Raw genomic sequence first — 24,100 nt, forward strand, 5'->3', positions numbered from 1 at the left:
CGATTTCGCCGTATAATGCGGAATTCAGGCCATACTCTAAAGCGCGAACGTAAAGGAAAGCTGCGCCGCTATTCTTGCACTGCGACTGTAAGCAGGAAGAACTGGCCATACAGGCGGCGCCGGGCCACAAACCGGCACCGCCACGCATCACACCATCTCTCAGAAGAAGCCGAGCTTTTTCGGAGAGTAGGACACCAGCATGTTCTTGGTCTGCTGGTAATGGTCCAGCATCTTGGCGTGGTTTTCACGTCCGATGCCGGATTGCTTATAGCCGCCAAAGGCCGCATGGGCCGGATAGGCGTGATAGCAATTGGTCCACACGCGCCCTGCCTGAATGGCGCGGCCAAAGCGATAGCAGGTATTCGCCTCACGGCTCCACACGCCAGCTCCCAAGCCATACAGCGTATCATTGGCAATGGAGAGCGCCTCGTCATTGTCCTTGAACGTCGTAACGGAAACGACTGGCCCAAAGATTTCTTCCTGGAACACACGCATCTTGTTGTGCCCTTTCAGAACCGTGGGCTTGACGTAAAAGCCTCCTGAAAGCTCTCCGCCATGATTTGCCGCCTCGCCGCCGATCAACACTTCGGCGCCTTCCTGACGGCCAATGTCGAAATAGGAGAGGATCTTTTCCTTCTGCTCCGAACTGGCCTGCGCGCCGATCATGGTCGCCGGGTCCAGAGGGTTGCCTTGCTTGATCGCCTCGACGCGTTTCAGGGCGCGTTCCATGAAGCGGTCATAGATCTTCTCATGGATCAGTGCGCGGGATGGGCAGGTGCAGACCTCGCCCTGGTTCAGCGCAAACATGACAAAGCCCTCAATCGCCTTGTCTAGATAGTCATCATCGGCGCGCATCACGTCTTCAAAGAAGATGTTCGGAGACTTGCCACCAAGTTCCAGCGTAACCGGGATCAGGTTTTCAGACGCATACTGCATAATCAGGCGCCCGGTTGTCGTCTCACCTGTAAAGGCAATCTTGGCGATGCGCTTGCTGGAGGCGAGCGGCTTGCCCGCCTCCAGGCCAAAGCCGTTCACGATGTTCAGAACACCGGCGGGGAGGAGGTCACCGATCAGTTCTGCCAGCACCATGATGGCGGCAGGTGTCTGCTCTGCCGGCTTCAGCACAACGCAGTTCCCGGCCGCCAGGGCCGGCGCAAGTTTCCACACCGCCATTAGCAGCGGGAAATTCCAGGGAATGATCTGACCCACCACGCCCAGCGGCTCATGGAAGTGATAGGCAATCGTGTCATGGTCGATTTCGGAAATGCCACCTTCCTGCGCGCGAATGCAGCCTGCGAAATAGCGGAAATGGTCCACGGCCAGCGGCAGGTCTGCTGCCATGGTCTCGCGGATTGGCTTACCATTGTCCCAGGTCTCACAAGTGGCGAGATGTTCGAGGTTTTCCTCCATCACATCCGCTATCTTGTTCAGAATATTGGCGCGCTCTGCCGGCGAGGTGCGTCCCCACGCCTCCTTCGCGGCATGGGCTGCGTCGAGGGCAAGCTCGATGTCTCCGGCATCAGAGCGAGCGATCTGGCAGATCACCTTGCCCGTGACGGGAGACGTATTATCGAAATACCGTCCATTCTGAGGGGCGACGAATTTGCCGCCAATAAAGTTGTCATACTTCTCCTTGAACGGAGCAGTCATGGATGTGGAATCAAGAATCTGAGTGTCGGCCATCTGAAATTTCCTCCGGTGTCTGGCATTCTTCGTCATAGGTGCGAAGACTTGGGGCCAGTGTCCGGCGGCGACGGGCCGCTGTCATCATTACGGGAACGAGAAGAAGAGGAAACTGTCTCAGGGTTGAGACAGTGTGAGACGGAAAATCAGCCGCGCGTCAGTCCGTGGCGGTCCATGCGGCGGTAAAGCGTGGCCCGGCTGATGCCCAGCATCTGCGCGACAGCCGTCATGTTTCCATTGGCGCGGGCGATCGCGCGCTTCAATTCTCGGCGCTCTGCACTGTCCAGGCCTACCCCACGATGCTCGGAATCGCCGAACACATCACCTGCCGGACGCGGAGACTGAAACGCCTCCTCAGTCAGCCCATAGACATGCCGCGCCATGCGCGTTGCGCCGACAACCAGATCATCACCGTCCACCGCCAGCAGGACCGTGCCACGCTGGCCGTCGCCATCGCCGCGAATAATCCGCCGATTGGCGAAGGCCGTCTGGAAGTGGTCTGCCTCTATCTGGCGCGCCGCATCCATCACGGTCTGCGCGATCAGCGTCGCAAAGGGCTGCGTCAGGTCTTCCCGGCAGGATGACACGTCCAGCACCGCAGCCAGGCTACCATGCTCATCAAATACCGGCGCGCCCATACAGCTCATCACCGTGTTGCTGTCCTTGAAATGCTGGTCGCGGAAAATCGTGACGGCGCGCTCTTCGGCGATGCAGGTGCCGATGCCATTGGTGCCTTGTACCGCTTCAGACCAAACCCAGCCCTCGTACAGCCCCGCCGCCCGGAATGCCTCCTCATCGCCATCCGGCGTGCGGTGGTCCACCACAACGCCCTTCGTGTCTGACAGGAACACGCTGCAGCCCGCCAGGCCGAGACTCGCATGCAGCCGGTCCATGACAGGGGCAGAAGTTGCCAGAATGCGGCCCAGGGCATCGCGGCGCTCCCGCAATTCGGCTTGGCCAAGCCGCGCCTCGACTTTTCTGGCGTCAGGCTCCAGGCCATAGGTTCTCATGGATCGCGCCCAGGATGCCGCCAGGCTCGACTGCGCCGCCGCGCTGCGAGACAGAGCGATGGACCGCACGCGTTCTGCATGTGCCGCGGGGTCTGTGGGGGTCTTTTCCTTGCTCATCCCCCAAATATTAGCACATGGCCGCGCCCCGTGCACGCCACCTCAATACGGCCTCTTCCACCGCTCCCACAGCGTGCCGCCGGCTGGCACGCACCAAACACCCAAGGAAAAACGCCCCATGCCATAAGGGCCTTATCCAGAATTCAGGGCGAATTCACATCCTTCTCCACAGATTTATCCACAGCTCTATCCACAGGCCGAACAGCCTGATAGTTTCGGATGCGCAACAATCCAGAACTGATTCGGCAGGGCAACGATTAGGGTTTCAGAAACCGATGCCCGGCACTGATTCGTTCTTCAGTTTTGTATTTGATTATTGTTGAGCGGGGCCGTTGAAATGGAACTACAGAAAAACGTCATCATGCAGGGCGATTGCATTGATATCCTGTCGCGCTTGCCGGACAAGTCTGTCGATCTCGTTTTTGCTGATCCGCCATACAACCTCCAGCTTGGCGGCGGCCTGACCCGTCCGGACCAGTCTGTCGTGGATGGCGTGGATGATGAGTGGGACAAGTTCGACAGCTTCGACGCCTATGACCTGTTCTGCCATCAATGGCTGGAAGAGTGCCGCCGCGTCCTGAAAGATGATGGCGCGATCTGGGTGATCGGCTCCTATCACAACATCTTCCGCGTCGGCTCGATCCTGCAGGACCAGGGCTTCTGGATCCAGAATGACGTGATCTGGCTGAAGTCGAACCCGATGCCGAATTTCAAGGGCACCCGCTTCCAGAACGCCCACGAAACGCTGATCTGGGCTGGCAAGTCCGAACAGTCGAAGTGCACATTCAATTATGACGCACTGAAAGTCTTCAATGATGACAAGCAGATGCGTTCCGACTGGCTGATCCCGCTTTGCACCGGCGGAGAGCGCCTGAAGGATGAAGACGGCAAGAAAGCCCACCCGACGCAGAAGCCGGAATCCCTGCTCCAACGCGTCCTGCTGGCCACGACCAATCCCGGCGATACGGTCCTCGACCCGTTCTCCGGCACCGGCACCACGGCTGCTGCAGCCAAGCGCCTCGGCCGCAATTTCATCGGCATCGAGCGTGATGAAGCCTATGCCCGCCTCTCACGCGCCCGCCTGAAAGCGATTGAGCCCATCGAAGGCGCCGTACTCGAAACGGAAAAGAGCAAGAAATCCCTGCCGCGCGTGCCATTCGGCGCCCTCTTGGAAAGCGGCTGGCTGAAGCCCGGCGACCGCCTGTTCAGCCCGCAGCGCCGCTACCAGGCCCGCATTCGCGTCGATGGCTCGCTGACCACTGGCAGCGTTTCCGGCTCGATCCACCGCCTCGGCGCACATGTGCAACAGGCGCCGGCCTGCAATGGCTGGACGTACTGGCACTTCGAAGACCCGAAGCGGAATCTCGCTCCGATTGACCTGCTGCGCCGCCGTTATCGTGAGGAAATGGGCCTCAACTAGCGCCCAGCCTGACATCTGAATGCCTGAAGCGGCGCGGGATCAGTCCTGCGCCGTTTCTTCTAGCGACGTATAATAAGCCCGCCAGCAGGCCTGGCCCGTCTTGTTATATTCCAGCATCTTCTCCGCCATGCGCAGGAAGCCCGCCTGATCGCCGAGTTCCGGCGGCAACAGCGGATCGAAGTTGATCGCCCGGATCACCGGCTGACCGATCAGCAATGTCTCGCGCGCCGCCGCCTCCACGCTCAAACCCGGCAATCGCGTCAGGCTCACTTCGATGGCCTCCACGGCACGGGCATAGGAGCGGGACAGATCCGCAGGCGACCACAGGCGCGCCCAGTTCTGATCGCCCTGCTTCGCGACGCCTGAGGCTCGCATCAGGATGATATCGTCATCCGCGCCAATATCCGTCAGATCCGCGCGGTGACGGTCCAGATCGCTCGCCAGATTGGCCGGCCGCACCCACAGCCCGTCATCTGTCTCCTGATAGCCAGAGAGCGCCAGCGCCCGCTCGCGCGCCCGCAATTGCTTGCGGTTACTGCGCCCCAAATGCTGCACCAGCGCGACCAGCCAGTCGCCATTCCAGTCCACCATACGGTCAGCCACATGCTGCCATTGCTGCACACGGCGCGTCAGCGCGCGGGATTTCGGCCCCGGCGCATAGACGCCGCGTTCAGCGCTTTCCAGCAAATCGTCCTTCATCAGGCGCGTCACCGCTACACGCAGGGTCGCCGCCTCGATTCCGAACAGCGCGGCAGCGTTGATCAGCTGGCCGATAGGGTGTTCGGCCGCGCCCGTACTGCTCATCAGAGACAGCACCAGCGCGCGGGCAGACACGTCTTCCGGTTTCAAAGGCTCAAAATAATACACGAATTGACTCATACTGTTATTTTGTGTAATAAACTATTAAATCACATAATTGGAGGGAAGGGCATGTCCACGCCGATGAAACTGTCAGAGGCAGTCACGAAGGAAGAACTTCGCGAGTTGCGTAAGAAATCAGACCTTCACGCACTTGCAACGCTTTCCTGGAACTGGGGCCTCATTATCGGTGCCTTCGCCATTGCGATCATCTGGCCGAACCCGCTGACCATTCTGGCGGGCATCATCATTCTGGGCGGGCGTCAGCTCGGCCTCGGCATCATCAATCATGATTGCGCCCACCACGCTTTCTTCAAAAGCCCGAAGGTCGACGAATTCGTTGGCCATTATCTGGTCGGCGCACCAATGAACATCTCTCTGCCCGCCTACCGCGCCTATCATCTGAAGCACCACAAATATGCCGGTACGCCGGATGATCCGGACATCATCTTCGTGAAGAATTATCCCGTCTCAAAGGACAGTTTGCGCCGCAAATTCATCCGCGACCTCACAGGCCAGACCGGCTTTCGCGATACGCTGCGCAAGATCCGCAGTTTCCGCCTGTCGCGGAACTGGCCGTGGCTGACCTTTCACGTCCTGCTGCTCGGCACACTGACGGCTATTGGCGCACCATGGGCCTATCTGATGTGGTGGGCGGCAGAGCTGTTCGTCTATCCTGCCATTGTCCGCCTGCGCCAGATTGGCGAGCACGGCACAGCAGCAGACCGCAGCCAGCTTGACCCGCGCCTCAACACCGGCACCACAATTGCGCCCTTCTGGCAGCGTGTGCTGATCGCCCCGAACGATGTGAACTACCATCTGGAGCATCACATGTTCGCGTCGATCCCGCCCTACCGGCTTAAGCGCCTGCACCAGCTGCTCTCATCCCGCGGATATTATGACGGCTATGAGTGCATCTCGCATGGCTATGGACAGGTGCTCCGCCGCGCGGTCCGGCGCGATGAGCCCGGCATGGTGCCTGCGGAATAAGGCTTACTCCACAGCGGCCCAGAACGGCCCGGCCGGCAGGCCATTGCCGTCGAACAGATTGCACAGCGGCGAGTCGCCCTGACAGTAGCGTATCTCTGTCACCGGCTCGCCCTCTGCTTCGATCACCGCCGCATCTCCCACAAGGGATGCATTGGCAAAGCGGCACATGCCGTCTTCCAGACAGACCTCAAACCCGAAGACCGTCCCGGAACTGATGGTCTGAAGCCCCTTCTCCACGCCATCAAACGTTACGCGGATCACATCGCCATCCCGTGAGACAGATGCCATTTCAGGGCCGGACGGCCCGGTCACACGCTCTTCATAGATCAGATCATTGGCCAACCGCACGGCGCGCTCTGCCACGGCCAGCTTGTTGGTCGGGTGAATATCCACAGCGTCGCCCAGATCAATCGTCACGACCAGGCCCGCCTTGTCATCATCCTCGGTCGCACGGCGCATCGATTCCCGGATAACGCCCCAGCCCGGTTCACCCGCCTTGACCGGCAGCGCACCAAAGCGCGGCAGCTGCACGACCATCACTGGCAAATCCGCGCCGAATTTCTGGCGCCAATCCTTCATCAGCAGACCCAGCAATTCTTCATACGCCTCGCCATCCCCGGCATTGGACTCGCCCTGATACCAAATCGCCCCTTTCAGGCGGATCCCCGCAAGAGGCGCAATCATGGCATTGTGGGTCATCGTATAGCCCTTGATCGTGAACCAGGGTGCGGGCGGCGGCACTTTCACGCTCGCCGGCACTTTTTGGTAAGACCAGCCCTTTGCGATGGAGACCGCAGAGCCATCTGCCAGCTCCACCTTCATCGCCTCATCCGGGCCGCTCATCCCGCCACTCGCCCAATCATTATGGACGTTCACCAACAAAGTGTTCTTGCCCGGCTTCAACAGCTTTGCCGGCACCTTGTAATCCCGGTTCCCACCCCAGCTGAATGTCGAGCCAATCGGCGTGCCGTTCAGCCAGGTGAAGTCCGTATCATCCATTGCGCCCAGATGTATTGTCGCATCCTGTTTCGCCTGCTCCGGCGTCAGCGTGAAGCTTACCTTGTGCCACACCATGCCGTAATGATGCTCCAGGTCCGGATCTCCCCAGGCCTGCCAGTCAGACATTGAACCGGGTACGGATTTCCACGTTCCGGCCGTATCATCTTCCCACGGCTTCACGCCCTCATTGGCCGGGTCTGCAAGCCAGGCGGTCTGCCACATGTCGGCATAGGTCTTCATCCCGGCCAGCGGGTCATCGCGATACGTCTCCAGCAGGTCCAGTTGCGCCTTGTAGTCTGGCTGCGCGCGCATCAGGTCGCCATCGATCCAGGGCTCGATGCGGGATCCGCCCCAGCTGGAATTGATCAGGCCGACCGGCACATCATGCGCCTTCATCAAGTCGCGGCCTGTGAAATAGCACAGCGCCGAAAAGTCTTTGGCAGAGTCCGGCGAAGAGACCGCCCACGCATCGCCTTCCGGCAAGTCCCGCTCCGGCGTCAGAGACAACACTTTGGAAACCTGCAGCAGGCGCAGCCGCTCATGACTCGCCGCCTCCACCTCGCGCGCGCCATAGTTCACGCGCGACAGTGGATATTCCATATTGGACTGGCCGGAACACAGGAACACATCGCCTGCCAGCACATCCTCCGCAGAATCGACCAACGCCTCATTCTGCGCCAGCGTGATCGTGTGCGCGCTGCCGGCTTCAAGCGCCGGAAACTCCGCCCACCAACGGCCATCGCGCCCGGCTGTCACCTGTTTGGCGGCATCGTCCAGCTTTACCATCAGCAGGTCGCCCGGCTCGGCCTCGCCAAAGATCGTCACCGGCGCATCGCGCTGGATCACCATGTGATCGCCGAACACATCGGCCAGCTTCGGCGCCTCTGCCAGTGCGCTGCCCGCCAGCAGCACAGCCGTCGCGCTTGTGAAACTCCATTTGCCAAATGCCATCTGAAACTCCGCCCTTTTGATTTTCGGCAAAGGTTCAACAGCCCGGACAGAAAGTCCAGTGTTAGCGGTAACTAAATTTATTTCGTCGCCAGTTTGAAGGCCTTGGCGAACACGCTGGGCAGGCCTTCCACCGCGTTCAGCGTGACCCATTGGCCGTCCGCCTTGGGACGCCGGGCCAGCTCCGCGCGCATCACCTTGAAGCGCAGCGCAAAGTGCGTGAACACGTGGCGCACCTCTCCCACCTCTTCCCAGTCGGCCTTGGCGGGCGGCGGCGTCTCCGGGAAGTCACCCTCCACCCAGTCGCCTGTCGGCAGAGCCAGCATCCCGCCAAGCAAACCCTTGTCCGGCCGCCGCACCAACAGCACCTCGCCCTTGGACTGCAGCACATAGGCGATACCATGGCGCACCGGCTTTGCCGCCTTGGCAGGCTTGATCGGATAGCGCTCCGGATTGCCCTCGGCCCGCGCGGCGCAGAGCTCAGACAGCGGACAGGTCAGGCAGTTCGGTTTTGTCGGCGTGCACACCGTCGCGCCCAGATCCATCAGCGCCTCGGCGAACTCACCCGGCCGCTCCTCTGGCACCAGCTGGCGCACACGCTCGGCGATCACCTTCTTCTCTGCCGCCCAGTCGCCTTTCAGCGCCAACAGCCGCGCGAACACGCGGTCGACATTCCCGTCCACCGCCGCGGCCACCTGGTCGAACGCAATCGCCGCGATCGCGCCCGCTGTGTACGGCCCGACCCCGGGCAGCTTGCGCAGTTCGGCCTCTGTCTCCGGAAAGCCGCCGCGCGCCGCCACCTCCCGCGCACATTTCAGCAGATTGCGCGCCCGCGCATAATAGCCGAGCCCCGCCCAGGCACTCATCACTTCTTCATCCTTCGCCGCCGCAAGCGCCTCGACCGTCGGCCAGCGCTCTGTGAACTTGAAGAAATATGGTGTGCCGTGCGGAATGGTCGTCTGTTGCATCATGATCTCGCACAGCCAGACACGGTAAGGGTCCGGGCGCTCTCCCACCGCGCGGTTTGCCGGGCCGATCCGCCAGGGCAGGTCACGGGCATGACGCTCATACCAGGCGAGCAACCTGTCAGGCAGGCTGTTCAAATCTGCGTGCTTTGATCGGCCCATGACTTTCCCTCGCGTGCAAGCCGTGCAATCTCGTTGGAATGGTCACGAGATCAAGTCTTGATCCCATAGAGGAAGCCCGGGCCCGGGTCCGCCTGCGTTACATGCGGGCGCGCCGCGCGCATCCCGGCATGAACCAGATCGGCCTGGCCGCAGAGCGGATTGGCCGCAAGTCCGGCGCCAAAAAGCTGCCGCCCATTCAGGTGCTGCGCCAGCGCTGGCGGGAGATCGCCGGAGAGCAGCTTTACAAATACTGCCGGCCTGAGCGCCTCAGCGGCGGCAAGGCCGGCCGCGTGCTGACCCTGAAAGTCCTGCCCCAGGCCGCGCCGATGGTACAGCACCAGTCCGAAACCCTGCGCCAGCGCGTCTCGGTCTCGGCTGGCGGAGACATCACTGCCATCAAGATCGTGCAGGGCCAGCTGCAGTCCAGCGACGTCAAACCGCTGCGCCGCAAGACCCGGCCGCTGACCCCGAAAGAGCGTCAGGAGCTGGAAGGCCACGCCGCCCGCATTCAGGACGAGAAACTGCGCGCCGCAATTGTTGCGCTCGGCACCGCCATGTTAACCACCGAAGATGATGAACCAGAGGCCACGCCACCGACCAAACCCGGCGGCGAGCTGCCTTTCTGAGAGACTGCGCTGAGGACCCATGCCCATGCTGAAATCCATTGTCACGGCTGCCACGGCCATCTGCCTCGCTGCGGCCCCGGCGCTCGCTGAAGACTACACCATCGGCCACAGCAAGGGCGCCGAGGATGCCCCGATCACGATCATCGAATATGGCTCGCTCACCTGTGGCGGCTGCAAATACTTCCACGACAAGGTCCAGCCGACGATTGAGGAAGACTATGTCGACACCGGCAAGGTCCGCTTCATCTTCCGCGAAGTGCTCCGCAATGATCTCGATGTCGCTCTTGTTGCGCTCGCCCGCTGCGCACCGGAAGACAAATTCTTCGAGATCACCGACACAATCTTTGAGAACCAGTCCGACATCCTGTCCGCCGCCAGCCAGGGAAAGGCGATGGAAAAGTTCGTTGAGATCGGCACGCCCTACGGCATCGACAGCGAGGATGCCTTCAATGACTGCTACAGGGACATGAACATCCGGCTCGACATCATCGAGGTAGAAAAGAGCGCCGACGCCTATGAGCTTCACGGCACGCCCACGCTCATCGTTAATGGCGAGGAGAAATATGTGGATGATGATTTCCGCTCTGGCGAAACCTTCTCCGCCTGGCTCGACAAACAGATGCCCGAGGCCTCAGATACGCCTGAGCAACAGGCACAATAGTTAACAGAACACGGGGTTGCAGTTAACGAATTGGCAACCAAACCGACTCAATTCTTAACGCGAAGGTTATGATCATGAACTTCTTCTCTCGACGCACTGCCATTGTTGCCATGTCGGCGCTTGCGCTGGCCGCATGTGGCAATGACGCCAAGGGCTCAACCCCGGCCACGAACACGGCGGACAAGACCGCGAACGCTGAACTGGGCCACCTTAAAGGCTCTCCCGACGCGCCTGTCACGCTGATCGAATATGCCTCCCCTACCTGCCCGGCCTGTAAATACTGGCACGACCAGATCCTTCCCGTCGTTGAGGAAGAATACATCTCCACCGGCAAGGTGAAGCTGATCTATCGTGAATACCCGCTGCACCAGCCTGATGTACCGGCCTATCTGGTCGCCATGTGCGCAGGCGAGGACAAGTATTTCGACGTTCTGGACGAGCTGTTCGAATACCAGTCCGGCATCGTGAACGCTGCCCAGAATGGCGTTCTGAAAGCGGCCCTGCAGACCATCGGCAAGCGTCACGGCATCGAGACAGAAGAGCAGTTCGATGCGTGCATGAATGATACCAGCCTGCGCACGCAGATGGCCGACATCTACGCCACCGCCGAGAAATACAATGTCACCGGCACGCCAACCTTCGTGATCGATGGCAATGTACAGCAATTCGAACGCATGAATTCGGCTGACCGCGTTAAGGCGAGCCTGAATGAAGCGCTCGCAGCCAAGGGCGTTGATGCGCCTGCCGCTGCAGATCCGGCAGAATCAGGCGATACAGACACGACCGATAGCGAATAGACGGGAAAGGAGCCGGAATGCAGATAACTGAACTCCGTATTGCTGGCTTCAAGTCATTCGTTGACCCGCAGAATTTTCCCGTAGAGCCAGGGCTGACAGGCATTGTCGGCCCGAATGGCTGCGGCAAGTCCAATTTGCTCGAAGCCCTGCGCTGGGCCATGGGCGCCAGCTCTGCCCGTGCCATGCGCGGGGGAGAGATGGACGATCTGATCTTCTCCGGGGCGGACGGTCGTCCGGCCCGCGAGACGGCAGAGGTCACGCTGGTGCTGGACAATTCCAAGCGCACCGCGCCGCCGGAATTCAATTCTGCCGACACGCTGGAAATCATCCGCCGCCTGAAGCGCGGCGCGGGCTCCACCTACAAGCTGAACGGCCGCACCGTACGCGGCAAGGATGTGCAGCTATTGTTCGCGGATGCCTCCACGGGCGCCAACTCCCCGGCGCTTGTCCGTCAGGGCCAGATCTCGGAACTGATCGGCTCCAAGCCCCAGAACCGCCGCCGCATTCTGGAAGAGGCCGCCGGCATTTCGGGGCTCAATACACGCCGGCACGAGGCAGAGCTGAAGCTGAACGGCGCCGAGACCAATCTCGAACGCCTGACGGAAGTCTCTGCCGAAGTCGAACGCCAGCTCGCCAGCCTGAAGCGCCAGGCCAGCAAGGCCCGCAAATACAAGCGCCTCTCCGAAGAGATCCACGCCCTCGACGCGCTGATCGCGCATCTGCGCTGGCACGAGGCCAAGCTTGCCTGCGAAACCGCGCGAGAGAATCTTGAACAGGCCCGCCGCGCTGTCGAAGAGAAGACCCGCGAAGACGCCATGCGCGAACGCGAGCGGATCGAGGCCAGCGAAGGCCTGAACCCGCTGCGCGAAGCCGAAAGCGTTGCCGCCGCCAAACTTGGCCAGGCCCGTATTGCCCTCGCCAAGCTGGAAACCGAGCGCCAGGTTGCTGCCGACACATTTGAACGTCTCGATGCCGAGGCCACCCGCCTGATGGAAGACATTGAGCGCGAACAGGCCACCAAGCTGGAGGCCGAAGATGCGCTCGCCCACGCCAAATTCGAACTCTCCTCCCTGCCGGTGCTGGATGAAGCCCGCAATGAAGAGATCGAGGCCGAAACGCGCACCGCATTGGAAAATGCCCGCACGCGTCTGGCTGCTGCCGAAAAGAGCGCCGATGAAGCGCAGGAGCGTCTCTCCGAAGTCCGCGCACAGCGCCGTGCCTCTGAAGAAAACGCCGCAGCCCAAAACCGTCGCAAATCCCAGCTGACCGCGGAAATTGAGCGCCTCCAGCGCGAAATGTCCGGTCTGGAAGATGCCGTAACCCTGGTGCGCCGCCTGAAAGAGGCGAAAGACGCACAGGATCAGGCAGAGACCGCGCTGCAGGATGCCGAACGCGCCGTCGAGACCGCTGAAGCCGATCTGGTTACGGCCCGAGACGCGGAAACCTCGGCTCAGGCTCCGCGTGATGCCGCCCAGCAGGAACTGCGCGCGCTGGAAGCAGAGATTGCCGGCCTGCATAAATTGCTGCGCAAGGCCGAAGGCCCCACCGCCCCGCCGGTCGTCGAACGCATCCGCACCAAGGATGGCTACGAGAAGGCCGTGGCAGCGGCCCTTGGCGACGACATCGAAGCGCCGACCGATCGCAATGCGGCCATGTTCTGGGGCGGCGCGTCACTAGCCAGCCAGTCCCTGCCCATGGGCGCAACACCGCTGACAGAAGTTACCGAAGCGCCGGGCGAGCTTGCCGCGCGCCTCTCTCAGTGCGGCGTCGTGGACCTCGCCGAGGGCGAACGCCTGATGGCAGAGCTGAAGCCAGGCCAGCGCCTCGTCTCCGTCGAAGGCCATCTCTGGCGCTGGGACGGGTTCACGCGCACACCAGACGCTCCGGTCAGCGCTGCGGCACGTCTTGAACAGCAGGCCCGTCTTGAGGCCGCCGAAGCAGAACTGATTCCCCTGCAACAGGCCTTCGAGGCCCGCGAAGCGGAGCTGGTCACAGCGCGGGAGCGCCGCGAGGCAACAGAGCGCACTCTGAAAGAGCATCGCCAGGCCATCGCCCCGGCCCAGCGCGCGCTCAGCGAAGCCCGCAACAAGGTCTCTCAGGAGGCGCAAGCCTCTGAACGTGCTGCCATGAAGCGCGACACAAGCGGCGAAGCCCTGACCCGCGCCGAGGCAGATCTCGCCATCGTCAATGAGACGCTGGCCATGATCTCTCCCGAGGGCCCGGCCGAGGATGAAGCCGAGTTGCAGACCCGCCTGGCCGATGCCCGCACAATGGTTGCCGAGGCTCGCACGGAAGAAGTCGAAGCCCGTGGCCGCCTGACAGACATCACGCGTGGCCGCGAACAGGCCGCCGCCCGCCGCGAAGGGCTGGAGCGGGACATCAAGACATGGTCGGCGCGCATCACCTCCGCCGAGGAACGCCTTGCCCGCCTGATCGAACGCCGCAAGACAGCCGCCTCTGAGGCGCTGGCCGCGAAAGCACGCCCGGAAGAACTGGCAGGCCAGATCGACAGCAATCGCGACCAGGTCGAATCGCTTGAAGCCGAGCGCAAACAAATGGCCGACAGACTGGCCGAAAAGGAAACCGCGATTCGCGAGGCCGAGCAGGCCGCCCGCCAGGCTGCCAATGCCGCCTCCGAAGCGCGTGAGAATCTCGCGGGCTGGAAAGTGAAGCTCGAAAACGCCGAAGGCCGCCTCGAAGAATCGGTCGAGATCGCCCGCAATAATTTCCAACGCACGCCGGACGGCCTGTTGGCAATTGCCGAAGCGGGCCTCGACGAAGAGACAATGGGCGACTTTACGCCCCGTGATGCCGAACGCCGCGCCGACGACCTCCGCCGGGACCGCGACCAGTTGGGCGGCGTCAACATGAATGCCGAGGAAGAAGCGGCAGAGCTGGAAGAACGGCTCGGCTCACAGATAACCGAGAAGGAAGACCTGGTTGCCGCCATCGCCAAGCTGCGCCAGGGCGTCGATGCCCTGAACGCCGAAGGCCGCGAACGCCTGTTAAAAGCCTTCGAGACGGTCAACGAGCACTTCAAGGCTCTGTTCACCGCCCTGTTCCGCGGTGGCCAGGCAGAGCTTCGCCTCGTCGATGCGGAGGACCCGCTGCAGGCTGGCCTCGAAATCTTTGCCCAACCGCCCGGCAAGAAGCTCGGCACGCTGAACCTGATGTCCGGGGGCGAGCAGGCCCTGACGGCTGCTGCGCTGATCTTCGCGGTCTTCCTCTCCCGCCCGGCACCGATCTGCGTGCTGGACGAGGTCGACGCCCCGCTGGACGACGCAAACGTGGATCGTTTCTGCAACATGTTGAACGAAATGCGCCAGCGTACCGACACCCGCTTTGTCATCATCACCCACAACCCGGTGACGATGAGCCGGATGGACCGTCTTTTCGGCGTAACCATGCGCGAAAAAGGCGTCTCCAAGCTGGTTTCCGTGGACCTTCAGGCCGCTGAAGAGCTTGTTGCGGCGGAGTAACGCACACTCCGGGTATAGAAACCCAGTATTTTCAAAGATGTAGCAAACTGCAATCGCGGTTGACTTGGCGGGCCCCTGTACATAGTTTGCGCCGAAATCCGGGGGGCACCCCATCGGAAGGGATTCGCGTGCGCGGAGCTATGGCAGACAATGTCCAGTAATGGTCCAGACGACCTGGGGGAGCGTATCGCCCAGGCGCAGGCGGCCAGAGCGGCCAAGGAAGCAGCCAAGCGCAAGCTGGAACCTGACGAGGGAAGTCTCTCAGCCGGGGCGTATGCCCTGCGATATGGCGCGGAATTCGTCGCCTGCATCTTTGTCGGGGGTCTGTTAGGCTACTGGATTGATGTATTCGCAGGGAGCAAACCCTGGGGCCTGTTGATTATGGGGGCCTTTGGCTTCGCAGCAGGTATTCGGGCGATGATGCGCGCCTATCGGGAACTGAATGCCCGGGCGCAGGAAACTTCACAGGGGTCTGAGACCTCAACAAACGGGACCGGGAACGAATGAACTTCGCTCTTACACAAACCGCGATTGATCCGATCCACCAGTTCCAGGTCAGCAAATGGCTGGACCTGAGCATTGGCGGCATCGACATTTCCTTCACCAACGCGTCGGGCTTCATGCTGCTGGGCGTTGTGCTGTGCATTGCCTTCTTCGGCTACGCGGCCTCCAAGCGCGCCCTGGTGCCGGGCCGCACCCAGTCCATGGCAGAGATCGGCTATGGCTTTGTCGCAGACATGGTGCGCTCCACCGCCGGTGAAGAAGGCCTGCGCTTCTTCCCGTTCGTGTTCACCCTCTTCTTCTTCGTCTTCTTCGCCAACATGATCGGCATGGTGCCCTATGCCTTCACGACAACCAGCCATCTGGTTGTCACCGGCGCCCTTGCCATCCTGGTGATCTCCATCGTCATCGGTTTCGGTATCTGGAAGAACGGCCTGAAATTCTTCAAACTGTTCGCCCCGTCGGGCGCACCGTTCCTGATCTATTTCATCCTCGTTCCGATCGAGGTGATTTCCTTCCTGGCCCGCCCGGTTACCCTGGCGCTGCGTCTGTTCGCCAACATGCTGGCCGGACACATCATGCTGAAACTGTTTGCAACTTTTGCAGCCCAGCTGATCGGCGCAGCCATCTCCGGCACGGTGCTGCTTGGTGTGGTCGGCCTGCTGGCTTTCGGCATGGGCGTCGCGCTCAACGCACTGGAGCTGCTGGTGGCCGGTCTGCAAGCCTATGTGTTCGCTATTCTGACCTGCGTATATCTCAACGACGCACTTCACCCGTCACACTAGGGAAACTTTCGCCAGTGCGGCCATAGGGGCCGCACTAAAACCTTGACGTAGCCCGGCGAACACGCTTCACGGGCGGCAAATTAGAAACCTTTTGCATTCCAAACAGGAGACAACCATGGAAGGCGATATCGCTCTCGGCCTTAAATATGTAGGCGCAGGCCTCGCAACGCTCGGCATGATCGGTGCTGCTATCGGTGTGGGTAACATCTTCAGCTCGTTCCTCGACGCTGCCATGCGCAATCCGTCCGCTGCTCCGCAGCAGACCGGTAACCTCTTCATCGGTATGGCCCTCGCAGAAGCCCTCGGCATTCTGTCCTTCCTGGTCGCCGTGCTGATCCTGTTCGTGGTCTAACACCACCTACCGGACTCTTCTCTGGCCGGGCCCGTGCACATCGCACATCAGGCCCGGTCAAAACGGACTGTATGACTGAGGATAGACAATGCTGATCGCATTACTGGCACAAGGGGCTGCACACGGGTCCGGGCATATGCCGGACGACGCACCGCCGCCGTTCCCGCCGTTCGAAGCCTGGCACATGCCGGGTCAGCTGTTCTGGCTGGCCATCCTCTTTGCGGTTCTCTATTTCGCCCTATCGCGCTTCATCCTGCCGAAGATGTCGGACACGATCGAAAAACGATCTGACCGCATCGCCTCGGATCTCGATCAGGCTGCTGTCCTGAACGAGCAGGCCACCGAAGCCCAACAGGCCCTTGAGCTGCGCATTGCGCAGGCCAAGGCAAAGGCCCGTGAAACGGCTGCCAAAGCCAAGCAGAAGATCGATGACGAAGTGAGCGCGCAAACCGCTCGCGTCGACACAGAGATCGAAAAAAAGCTGGAAGCCGCTGAATCCCGCATCACCGAGATGCGCACCAAGGCCATGCAGAATGTCGAACAGATCGCAATTGATACGGCAGATGCCATGACGGCCCGGTTCGGCCTGAAAGCCTCTCCCGCCGATCTGAAAAAAGCCGTTTCGGCCTCGCTGAAGTAGGAGACAAACTTATGAATATGCGTGTTGTCCCTGCCCTCGCTCTCACCACACTGGTGGCTGCGCCGGCATTTGCCGCGTCCGGCAGCCATGGTGGTGGCGGCTTTATCGGCGGCCTGATGTATTCGCTGACAGACCCTGTCACCCACACGGCCTTCCTGGCCTTTGCGGTGTTCCTGATCATTGCCTGGCGCATGGGGGCCCTCAAGGCCATCACCAGCGGCTTGGACAAGCGCGCGGATGACATCCGCAACGAGCTGGAAGAAGCCCGCAATCTGCGTGAGCAGGCTGCTGAAGCCCTTGCCCTGGCCGAGCGCCGCCAGCAGGACGCTGACAAGGAAGCGGAAGCCATGATCGCCCAGGCGAAAGAAGACGCCAAGCGCATCATGGAAGAAGCCCGCAAGGAACTGGCAGATCGCCTGACGCGCCGCGAAGCGCTGGCCGAGGCACGCATCGCGCGCGCCGAAGCAGAGGCAACCGACGAAGTGCGCCGTGCCGCTGCGGACGCTGCGACACAGGCTGCCAAGCGTCTTCTGGCTGAAGACACGGCTGTCGATCAGTTCGAATCTGCAGCTCGCGAAATCGAGACGGCTCTGGCCAATTAAGGCTCGAACATAGGGGAATAGGCAAACGCCTCTCCCTGCCCGCATCTTTGAAAACCCCTGATTTGCCCGGCAGATCAGGGGTTTTTGCTTTTCTGAATTCGTAGGAGAGGCGGCCGGGGCACACTTGCGGCCATGGATCAGCTATTCGCCCCTCCCCGCAATCTGACACCGGAACTGGAGCCATACCGCTTCTGGATCTGGCTGCAGCTGATTGTCGTGCGGATGTATATCCGCTCGATCAAGGGGCCCGGCGTACCATTCATGTTCAAAATGAACCGCCATGGCGATGTCACACTCGTATATATTGGCGACACGGAAGCTGAACGCGAAGCGGCCCTCGCCAAGCAGAAACAGCAAGATCCGTTTGCGTGGGAACCAGGCAAGGCCTTCACAGCGGCTCTTGATGGCAGCGTCCTCATGTCCGCTCACCCCGGCGAAAGCCGGGGCCCAGGGCAGCAGGCTCAGGACGCGCAGTTCTGGATCTCGGCTGTTGCCGGGATGAGCGCCAATGTTGTGGAATGCGTCCTGCCGCCACCAGACACCTGACCCATCCCCTCACGGATAAAAATTTACCCCACCCACAAAGCGCCTTAACCGGCGTCGCACGTGCAGCTAGAAGCCTAACTCAGCTGCAGTTCTACCAGCCGCTTATAGGCGCCACTGCTCGCCATCAGCGTGTCGTGACTGCCTTCTTCCACGGCTCGGCCATTTTCCATCACGATGATCCGGTCGGCAGACCGCACGGTGGACAGCCGGTGTGCGATGATCAGCGTCGTGCGGCCTGCGGAGAATTCTGCCAGAGCCGCCTGCACCTTGGCTTCGCTTTCGGCGTCCAGCGCCGACGTCGCTTCATCCAGCAGCAGGATTGGCGCGCCGCGCAGAATGGCCCGCGCCAGGGCGATCCGCTGGCGCTGGCCACCGGAGAGGTTGCGCCCCATTTCACCTGCCGGTGCATCATAGCCGTCTGGCATCTGCGTGATGAACTCATGCGCATTGGCCGCCCGCGCTGCGGCTTCGATTTCGGCATTCGTGGCGCCCAGCCGACCGAGCGCGATATTGTTGCGGATCGTATCGTCAAACAGCGCCGCATCCTGCGCGACCAGGCCGATATTCGCCCGCAGCGTATCGCCCACGACATGGCGAATGTCATGGGCATCCACGCTGACCACCCCGCTCATCGGATCATACAGGCGCATCAACAGATTGAAGACGGTCGACTTGCCCGCACCGGACGGGCCGACAATAGCCACCGTCTCTCCCGGCCTTGCCGAAAAGCTCAGCCCATGCAGGGCGCGCGTCCCGTCGGGATAGGCAAAATGCACATCCTCAAAGCGGACTTCGCCAGACACCTTGCCCAGCCGCTCCGCATCCGGAAGGTCAGAGATATGGCACGGCGCATCGATGATCTCGAACACGCGGTCTGCGGCGGCGCCGCCTTCCTGCGCCACCGAGTTCAGCGTGCCCAGCGCGCGAAGCTCCGGTGAGACAATGCCCAGCGCCGCAATGAAGCCGAGAAGGTCGCCCAGCGTCATCGCGCCTTCGGACATCCGCCAGGCCGCAAAGCCCAGAATGCCCGCCAGCGCCGCGCCACCTGCGACCTCAAGGATCGGGTCGACCGCCGCCCGGTTCGACAGCACTTTCAGGAACAGGCGGGAGCGTTCGACAAAGCCCCTCTTGGCGCGGGACTTCTGATACGGCTCCAGCCCATAGGCCTTCACCACGCGGGCAGACTGGAAGCCTTCCGAGAGCAGAGAGGTCACTTCCCCGATCTGCTTCTGCGCCTGTTTGGAGCGTTTGCGGATCCGGTTTCCAAGGCTGATGACCGGGCCGAATGCAATCGGATAGGCCACCAGCAACAGCAGGGTCAGCTGCCAGTCGATGTACAGCATCACGCCCAGCACACCGGTCACGGTGATCACGCTCTTGGTGAAATTATTGGCAAAGCGCAGCGCCGCATCGCGGATCGCGTTCACATCATTGATGAAGCGCGAGACGAAATCGCCGGACGCATCGGCAGAGATGCGCGCATAGTCACCATCGGTCAGGGAATCGAACTGGCTGCTCTGTACCAGCACAAGCCCGCGCTGAACGCCGGTATTGTTGAACAGCGTCATCAGATAGAGCGACAGCGCCCGCGCCGCCGACAGGCCGATGATCGCCAGGGCAACCCAGCCGATCCAGCCGGAATCGGCCTCTGCCTGCGCGACGGTTTCCCCGAAGGTCGCCTGCAGCTGGTCGCCCATCTTCTTCAGGATCAGGGAATAGCCCATGGCGCTGAGCGAGGTCAGCAGGGCCATGAGCGTCCCAGCCGCAAACCAGCCAAGGTAATGGCTGAAATAAGCCGAGAACAGTCGTCTCAGGCTCCCCATTTGTTTGGGGGCCTTACGTGTCACCACCTCAGACGTGATGGTGATCTCCTGTTTCCGGGTCCAGCAGCTTGTGGGCGTGCAGGATGAAATAGCGGACTTCTGCATTGTCCACTGTGCGGTGGGCCGCATTTTTCCAGGCGTCGTAGGCTTCCTTGTAGTTCGGGAAGGCGCCGACAAAGTCGACCTTGGAAAGATCTTCGAATTCCACTTCGGCCACATCCTTCAGCTCGCCGCCGAATACGATGTGGAGAAGCTGCTTGGTGTCGCGGGTGGCTTCGCCCATTTTTACTGGCTCCGTAATCTGTGCGGGGGCTATTTCAGCCGCCCTTTCCTGTGGGTCAGGTATATCCACAATTTCTGATCTGCGCACTAACAGAGGATGCAAGCTGTTTCCAGATGCGATGACGCTTCGTTGTGCAGGTACATCGCGGTTAAAGATGAGTTTTTCGCCTTTATGTGTCGTTACGACACCTCCTGCCTCCTGAACGAGCACAGTTCCAGCCGCCAGGTCCCAGTCAGACTTGTTGCCCATGGCCATCGTCGCATCCCACGCGCCGGAGGCAACAAAGGCCAGGCGCAGCAGGGTGGCGTTCGGTTTCGGCTGTGCCAGGGTCAGCTCCGGCCAGGGCTCGCTCCAGGCCTTATGGCGGATCATTTCCTCCGCCGCGATCATCCGGCAGCCCTGTTCCGACCGGCATTCCGACACGCGGATGGACTGTCCGTTCAGGAATGCCCCGCCGCCGCGCCGGGCCTCGTATAGCTGGTCCAGTTGCGGAGCATAGATCACGCCAGCCACCGCCTCGCCCTCCTCGACGATGGAAAGGCCGACACACCAATAGGGGTCATTGCGCATGAAGGCGCGCGTGCCGTCGATCGGGTCGACCACCCAGCAGCGATCCTTCTGGCGGGCATCGCGATTGTCCAGCGTCTCTTCAGACAGCCAGCCATAGTCTCGCCGAAAGCGGGTCAGCCGCTCGGAGCAGAGCCGGTTCACGGCAATATCAGCCGCGGTAACGGGACTGCCGCCGGATTTGCGCCAGGTTTTGACAGCTGAGTCATCCATCATGAAGGACAGAGCGAGCTTGCCTGCCTCCTGCGCCACTTCGCGCAGGACCCTCATATCGTCAGACAGGGTGCGGTCAGCTGCCCGCAAGACTCATATCCTCAACCAGAATGCTCGGCGCATCCCGCGTGCCCCGGAACTCCAAATCCGACGCCGGGATCAGCCGCGCGAACATGGAGGGCAGGTCACCCGCAATGGTCACTTCAGAGACCGGATAGGCAATCTCGCCATCCTCGAACCAGAAGCCCGCCACGCCGACGGAATAGTCGCCGGTATTAGGGTTGATGGACGGGCCGAACATGTCTGTCACCAACAGGCCCTTGCCGGCCTGCTTCACCAGATCGGCAGGCGTCTGCTCACCGGCCTTGAGGTAAAGGTTTGACGTCGTCACGCCCGGCGGATCGCCAAAGCCAAGCGCCGAAAAGCCATTCGGCTTCAGGCCCAGCTGGCGCGCAGACGGGGAGTTCAGCAGCCAGTCGGTCAGGCGGCCATCATCAATCAGATGAGTCTCCTTCACCGGCATGCCTTCGCCATCATGGCTGCGCGAGCCCATGCCCATAGGGCGGAACGGGTCATCAATGATGTGGATGCCCTTGGCGAACACCTGCTCGCCCATCTTGTCTTTCAGGAAGCTGACACCGCGCGCCACGGACGGGCCGGAAATCGCGCTGAGGAAGGCCCCGATCAGGCTGGCAGAGACGCGGCGGTCATACAGGACAGCCGCCTTCTGCGTCGCAAGCTTGCGGGAGCCAAGGCGCGAAATCGTGCGTTCGCCTGCCGTCTTGCCAATCTCTTCGGCCGTCGGGCGGTCCTTGGTGAAGCGGACAGACCAGCTGTCATAGTCACGCTCCATATGGCCATCGCGTTCGGCCACAGCCGCCAGGCCCAGACTGGTCGAGGTGCCGGTCTTGTAGGCGGAAAAGCCATTGCTGGCGGCGACCCAGCGCGAAGACCGGTTCCAGGCCGCGCCGCAGCCCGCCACAGTCTTGACGCCCGGCACAGACAGGGCGCTGGCTTCTGCTGTCAGCGCTTCGGTTTCCAGCACTTCGGCGGAGATTTCCGGCTCGCCGGTCAGATCCATGTCGAGGTCGCCCGTCGCCAGCTCATCCGGCCCAGGCAGGCCGCAGAACTTGTCCTCGGGCACAGCCTTCGCCATCGCGACACAGCGCTCTGCCAGGGCCTTCAGGCCCTCGCTGGAAAGGTCTGCGCCAGAGACATGCGCCTGACGCTTTCCATAGAAGCAGCGCAGCGCCACAGAGCGGCCCTCTTCGCGTTCGATGCTTTCGAGATTGCCATCGCGCACAGAAACGCTGACGCCATCGGCAATGCCGATTCTCGCATCGGCGGCATCGGCGCCTTCCTTGCGGCAATGGTCCAGAAGTCCGGCAAGCAGATCGGCCGGCGGTGTAGTAAAATCAGCCATGAAGCGTAGATGGACTGCGCCGCCTGACTGCGCAACTGCGGGAGTCAGGCAACAGGTGGCAAAAAGGCCGCCAGCACTGGCTGACGGCCCTTTCATCTCCCCCCGGAAATCATGTGTCTGCTCAGTCGTCGCGGCGCGCGTCCGGCAGGCGGTCATTGATGTCGTCGCGAATGTCCAGCAGCGTCACGATCAGGCCGCAGACCAGGCTGGCCGCGATCCAGCCGCCAACCGTGAAGATGGCAAAATCAGCCACTTGAGCCAGCGTGCCGCTAAGGCCCAGCAACTCTCCTGAAAACTCGCCGCGATTGTACAGGCCAAGTGCGATACCGGCGACGACAATGGCGATATAGGCCACGTAAACCATCGTCCGGAAGCTGTTGATGATGAAGAACTTCATGGTATCCCCTTCCTTAACTCCGCGTCATATCTAAGCGGATTGGTGTCTCACGTCACGCAAATACACGCGAGAAACGAACTTGGGCCCGGCTATCGGGTGCTTTTATGCCTCAATCGACGACGATTTCCGCATCGGGCTGCGACAGCTCACACGACACCATCTCGCTCAGAACACTCGCAAATTCGAGCTGTTCTTCCAGTTTCAGGGATTCGACATATTTGCCGACCCGGCGCTTTTCCCGGCCGATAGCGGCAGCGGTTCGGCGGAACAGGCCCGGGCTCAAATTCTCTTCCATGGCGGCGGTGATGCACTGGCAGGTCGCAGGGGTCTCGCCCTCGGCCACGCAGGTCTCGGTCAGGATTTGCCGGTCGGACTTCTGATGGCAAGCGGTCAGGGTCGCCATGGCCGCAAAGGTCAGGATAAGCACGCGCATTCCGGCAGCTCCGATCTGTGTGGCCCAAGCCAAGCATGAAATTAACCAGCAGGTAAAGCGCCTATTCCCGGTTCAGGATCTTGTCGACCTGAACGCCTTTACCAAAGTCACGCATGAAGTCTTCCTTCACTTTCAGGCGGTCGTAATCCTCTTCCACCCAGTCCAGGAAAGGCTTCCAGTCTTCCGGCGCGCGCCCGACATTATAGTTGGCATAGGTCTGGAAGAAGGCGTCCAGCATGCCTGTCTTGCCATGCTTCACGTGCAGGTATTTCAGAGACAATTGCTCCACCGCCTCTTCAAAAGGCACGTTTTCGCGCAGCAATTTGTAGAGAACGGACATCAGCCCCGCCCGGTCCGCGCCGGATTTGCAATGCATCAACGCCGGGTATTCGATGGTCTCGAACAGCTCCTTCGCCGCGAACAGCGCCTCTTTCGTCGGCGTATCGCGGGAGAAGACCTGGAAATCGATGAGGGTGATTCCCGCTTTCTCGCAGGCCTCTTTCTCCAACAGGTAATAGCCCTTGGTGCTTTCCCCGCGCAGGTTCAGGATCGTGCGGATGCCCAGTTTCTCGGCATACTCGACCACCTTCTTCGGAGAGGGCTGGTTCGCCCGCCACATCTCGGGCGAGATCTGATGCAGATTTGAAAAAGCCGCGCGCAGGAAGCCGTGATCCTGCCAGACCATCTCCCGGCGGGCCCGGGCACGGCCTTCGCGTGTCGTGAGATCCGCCGCAACGTGGGGCGTCTTCCGCTTTTTCTTGGACCTGATCTTTACCATTGCCCTGCGATTAGCCGCCCCTCCTTCTGCCTGCAAGCAATA

At 61.3% G+C, this 24,100-nt stretch carries 23 protein-coding genes; 12 read left to right on the forward strand and 11 right to left on the reverse strand.

The genetic code is table 11. The features are described 5' to 3' along the window. Nucleotides 1-159 precede the first annotated feature (159 nt). Nucleotides 160-1,683: an aldehyde dehydrogenase gene (gene adh, locus HY29_RS05570; protein ID WP_034793806.1), complete on the reverse strand. Its 1,524-nt coding sequence runs from the start codon at nt 1,681-1,683 to the stop codon at nt 160-162. Nucleotides 1,684-1,829: 146 nt separating this feature from the next. Beyond that, complete coding sequence (locus HY29_RS05575) at nt 1,830-2,810, reverse strand: GAF domain-containing protein (protein ID WP_034793808.1); 981 nt, start codon at nt 2,808-2,810, stop codon at nt 1,830-1,832. Nucleotides 2,811-3,147: 337 nt separating this feature from the next. On the opposite strand from HY29_RS05575, the gene HY29_RS05580 reads away from it, so the two are divergent. Beyond that, complete coding sequence (locus HY29_RS05580; RefSeq protein ID WP_034793809.1) at nt 3,148-4,230, forward strand: site-specific DNA-methyltransferase; 1,083 nt, start codon at nt 3,148-3,150, stop codon at nt 4,228-4,230. 39 nt (nt 4,231-4,269) lie between these two features. Here the strand turns inward: HY29_RS05580 and HY29_RS05585 are convergent, their stop codons facing one another. After that, nucleotides 4,270-5,109: a hypothetical protein gene (locus tag HY29_RS05585; RefSeq protein WP_241765140.1), complete on the reverse strand. Its 840-nt coding sequence runs from the start codon at nt 5,107-5,109 to the stop codon at nt 4,270-4,272. Nucleotides 5,110-5,160: 51 nt separating this feature from the next. On the opposite strand from HY29_RS05585, the gene HY29_RS05590 reads away from it, so the two are divergent. Beyond that, nucleotides 5,161-6,078, forward strand: coding sequence for a fatty acid desaturase family protein (locus HY29_RS05590; RefSeq protein WP_034793812.1), 918 nt, complete (start codon nt 5,161-5,163; stop codon nt 6,076-6,078). 3 nt (nt 6,079-6,081) lie between these two features. On the opposite strand, the gene HY29_RS05595 is transcribed toward HY29_RS05590, so the two are convergent. Both HY29_RS05595 and mutY read right to left on the reverse strand, forming a co-directional pair. Next, the gene (locus tag HY29_RS05595; RefSeq protein WP_034793815.1) at nt 6,082-8,028 is read right to left on the reverse strand and encodes a sialate O-acetylesterase; all 1,947 of its coding nucleotides are present in this window, start codon (nt 8,026-8,028) and stop codon (nt 6,082-6,084) included. Nucleotides 8,029-8,105: 77 nt separating this feature from the next. Further along, nucleotides 8,106-9,152: an A/G-specific adenine glycosylase gene (mutY, locus tag HY29_RS05600; RefSeq protein ID WP_034793818.1), complete on the reverse strand. Its 1,047-nt coding sequence runs from the start codon at nt 9,150-9,152 to the stop codon at nt 8,106-8,108. A gap of 38 nt (nt 9,153-9,190) precedes the next feature. Here mutY and HY29_RS05605 point away from each other — a divergent pair, with 38 nt between their 5' ends. The 10 genes from HY29_RS05605 (at nt 9,191) to HY29_RS05650 (ending at nt 18,141) form a co-directional block, all read left to right on the forward strand. Further along, nucleotides 9,191-9,778 (forward strand): DUF721 domain-containing protein, encoded by a 588-nt coding sequence (locus HY29_RS05605; protein WP_081811246.1) that lies wholly within the window; start codon nt 9,191-9,193, stop codon nt 9,776-9,778. Between the two features lie 25 nt (nt 9,779-9,803). After that, complete coding sequence (locus HY29_RS05610; RefSeq protein WP_051601174.1) at nt 9,804-10,439, forward strand: DsbA family protein; 636 nt, start codon at nt 9,804-9,806, stop codon at nt 10,437-10,439. A 74-nt stretch (nt 10,440-10,513) separates the two neighbouring features. After that, nucleotides 10,514-11,236 carry a thioredoxin domain-containing protein gene (locus HY29_RS05615; protein WP_162176678.1) on the forward strand — a complete coding sequence of 241 codons (723 nt, stop codon included), beginning with the start codon at nt 10,514-10,516 and terminating at the stop codon, nt 11,234-11,236. A gap of 17 nt (nt 11,237-11,253) precedes the next feature. After that, complete coding sequence (gene smc / locus HY29_RS05620; RefSeq protein WP_034793824.1) at nt 11,254-14,715, forward strand: chromosome segregation protein SMC; 3,462 nt, start codon at nt 11,254-11,256, stop codon at nt 14,713-14,715. A 150-nt stretch (nt 14,716-14,865) separates the two neighbouring features. Further along, the gene (locus HY29_RS05625) at nt 14,866-15,222 is read left to right on the forward strand and encodes an AtpZ/AtpI family protein (protein ID WP_051601176.1); all 357 of its coding nucleotides are present in this window, start codon (nt 14,866-14,868) and stop codon (nt 15,220-15,222) included. Continuing rightward, on the forward strand, nt 15,219-16,001 hold the full coding sequence (locus HY29_RS05630) for a F0F1 ATP synthase subunit A (protein WP_034793827.1): 783 nt from the start codon (nt 15,219-15,221) through the stop codon (nt 15,999-16,001). The genes HY29_RS05625 and HY29_RS05630 overlap by 4 nt, the downstream gene beginning before the upstream one ends. A 115-nt stretch (nt 16,002-16,116) precedes the next feature. Further along, nucleotides 16,117-16,353 (forward strand): F0F1 ATP synthase subunit C, encoded by a 237-nt coding sequence (locus HY29_RS05635; protein WP_027838455.1) that lies wholly within the window; start codon nt 16,117-16,119, stop codon nt 16,351-16,353. A gap of 88 nt (nt 16,354-16,441) precedes the next feature. Then, nucleotides 16,442-16,993, forward strand: a complete 552-nt coding sequence (locus tag HY29_RS05640; RefSeq protein WP_051601177.1) for a F0F1 ATP synthase subunit B family protein — start codon at nt 16,442-16,444, stop codon at nt 16,991-16,993. Nucleotides 16,994-17,004: 11 nt separating this feature from the next. Next, entirely contained in the window at nt 17,005-17,595 is a 591-nt protein-coding gene (locus tag HY29_RS05645) for a F0F1 ATP synthase subunit B family protein (RefSeq protein ID WP_155838215.1), read from the forward strand. A 132-nt stretch (nt 17,596-17,727) separates the two neighbouring features. Then, nucleotides 17,728-18,141, forward strand: a complete 414-nt coding sequence (locus tag HY29_RS05650) for a hypothetical protein (RefSeq protein ID WP_034793832.1) — start codon at nt 17,728-17,730, stop codon at nt 18,139-18,141. A gap of 74 nt (nt 18,142-18,215) precedes the next feature. On the opposite strand, the gene HY29_RS05655 is transcribed toward HY29_RS05650, so the two are convergent. The 6 genes from HY29_RS05655 to HY29_RS05680 form a co-directional block, all read right to left on the reverse strand. Further along, nucleotides 18,216-19,964, reverse strand: coding sequence for an ABC transporter ATP-binding protein (locus HY29_RS05655; RefSeq protein WP_034793835.1), 1,749 nt, complete (start codon nt 19,962-19,964; stop codon nt 18,216-18,218). Between the two features lie 28 nt (nt 19,965-19,992). Then, nucleotides 19,993-21,117 carry an inositol monophosphatase family protein gene (locus HY29_RS05660; RefSeq protein ID WP_241765141.1) on the reverse strand — a complete coding sequence of 375 codons (1,125 nt, stop codon included), beginning with the start codon at nt 21,115-21,117 and terminating at the stop codon, nt 19,993-19,995. Continuing rightward, nucleotides 21,104-22,450, reverse strand: a complete 1,347-nt coding sequence (locus tag HY29_RS05665) for a TldD/PmbA family protein (RefSeq protein WP_034793988.1) — start codon at nt 22,448-22,450, stop codon at nt 21,104-21,106. Before HY29_RS05665 ends, HY29_RS05660 begins: the two co-directional genes overlap by 14 nt. Nucleotides 22,451-22,571: 121 nt before the next feature. After that, the gene (locus tag HY29_RS05670; protein ID WP_034793837.1) at nt 22,572-22,847 is read right to left on the reverse strand and encodes a hypothetical protein; all 276 of its coding nucleotides are present in this window, start codon (nt 22,845-22,847) and stop codon (nt 22,572-22,574) included. Nucleotides 22,848-22,956: 109 nt separating this feature from the next. After that, nucleotides 22,957-23,280: a hypothetical protein gene (locus HY29_RS05675; RefSeq protein ID WP_034793841.1), complete on the reverse strand. Its 324-nt coding sequence runs from the start codon at nt 23,278-23,280 to the stop codon at nt 22,957-22,959. Between the two features lie 61 nt (nt 23,281-23,341). After that, nucleotides 23,342-24,058: a fused DSP-PTPase phosphatase/NAD kinase-like protein gene (locus tag HY29_RS05680; RefSeq protein ID WP_034793843.1), complete on the reverse strand. Its 717-nt coding sequence runs from the start codon at nt 24,056-24,058 to the stop codon at nt 23,342-23,344. Nucleotides 24,059-24,100 lie beyond the last annotated feature (42 nt).

The sequence above is a fragment of the Hyphomonas beringensis genome (assembly GCF_000682755.1).
Classification (GTDB): domain Bacteria; phylum Pseudomonadota; class Alphaproteobacteria; order Caulobacterales; family Hyphomonadaceae; genus Hyphomonas; species Hyphomonas beringensis.

Excerpts from the sequence above, each read along its gene's own strand:
- adh (WP_034793806.1), bottom strand. The coding sequence starts at position 1,683 with ATGGCCGACACTCAGATTCTTGATTCCACATCCATGACTGCTCCGTTC.
- HY29_RS05575 (WP_034793808.1), bottom strand. The coding sequence starts at position 2,810 with ATGAGCAAGGAAAAGACCCCCACAGACCCCGCGGCACATGCAGAACGC.
- HY29_RS05580 (WP_034793809.1), top strand. The coding sequence starts at position 3,148 with ATGGAACTACAGAAAAACGTCATCATGCAGGGCGATTGCATTGATATC.
- HY29_RS05585 (WP_241765140.1), bottom strand. The coding sequence starts at position 5,109 with ATGAGTCAATTCGTGTATTATTTTGAGCCTTTGAAACCGGAAGACGTG.
- HY29_RS05590 (WP_034793812.1), top strand. The coding sequence starts at position 5,161 with ATGTCCACGCCGATGAAACTGTCAGAGGCAGTCACGAAGGAAGAACTT.
- HY29_RS05595 (WP_034793815.1), bottom strand. The coding sequence starts at position 8,028 with ATGGCATTTGGCAAATGGAGTTTCACAAGCGCGACGGCTGTGCTGCTG.
- mutY (WP_034793818.1), bottom strand. The coding sequence starts at position 9,152 with ATGGGCCGATCAAAGCACGCAGATTTGAACAGCCTGCCTGACAGGTTG.
- HY29_RS05605 (WP_081811246.1), top strand. The coding sequence starts at position 9,191 with ATGGTCACGAGATCAAGTCTTGATCCCATAGAGGAAGCCCGGGCCCGG.
- HY29_RS05610 (WP_051601174.1), top strand. The coding sequence starts at position 9,804 with ATGCTGAAATCCATTGTCACGGCTGCCACGGCCATCTGCCTCGCTGCG.
- HY29_RS05615 (WP_162176678.1), top strand. The coding sequence starts at position 10,514 with ATGAACTTCTTCTCTCGACGCACTGCCATTGTTGCCATGTCGGCGCTT.
- smc (WP_034793824.1), top strand. The coding sequence starts at position 11,254 with ATGCAGATAACTGAACTCCGTATTGCTGGCTTCAAGTCATTCGTTGAC.
- HY29_RS05625 (WP_051601176.1), top strand. The coding sequence starts at position 14,866 with ATGTCCAGTAATGGTCCAGACGACCTGGGGGAGCGTATCGCCCAGGCG.
- HY29_RS05630 (WP_034793827.1), top strand. The coding sequence starts at position 15,219 with ATGAACTTCGCTCTTACACAAACCGCGATTGATCCGATCCACCAGTTC.
- HY29_RS05635 (WP_027838455.1), top strand. The coding sequence starts at position 16,117 with ATGGAAGGCGATATCGCTCTCGGCCTTAAATATGTAGGCGCAGGCCTC.
- HY29_RS05640 (WP_051601177.1), top strand. The coding sequence starts at position 16,442 with ATGCTGATCGCATTACTGGCACAAGGGGCTGCACACGGGTCCGGGCAT.
- HY29_RS05645 (WP_155838215.1), top strand. The coding sequence starts at position 17,005 with ATGAATATGCGTGTTGTCCCTGCCCTCGCTCTCACCACACTGGTGGCT.
- HY29_RS05650 (WP_034793832.1), top strand. The coding sequence starts at position 17,728 with ATGGATCAGCTATTCGCCCCTCCCCGCAATCTGACACCGGAACTGGAG.
- HY29_RS05655 (WP_034793835.1), bottom strand. The coding sequence starts at position 19,964 with ATGGGGAGCCTGAGACGACTGTTCTCGGCTTATTTCAGCCATTACCTT.
- HY29_RS05665 (WP_034793988.1), bottom strand. The coding sequence starts at position 22,450 with ATGGCTGATTTTACTACACCGCCGGCCGATCTGCTTGCCGGACTTCTG.
- HY29_RS05670 (WP_034793837.1), bottom strand. The coding sequence starts at position 22,847 with ATGAAGTTCTTCATCATCAACAGCTTCCGGACGATGGTTTACGTGGCC.
- HY29_RS05675 (WP_034793841.1), bottom strand. The coding sequence starts at position 23,280 with ATGCGCGTGCTTATCCTGACCTTTGCGGCCATGGCGACCCTGACCGCT.
- HY29_RS05680 (WP_034793843.1), bottom strand. The coding sequence starts at position 24,058 with ATGGTAAAGATCAGGTCCAAGAAAAAGCGGAAGACGCCCCACGTTGCG.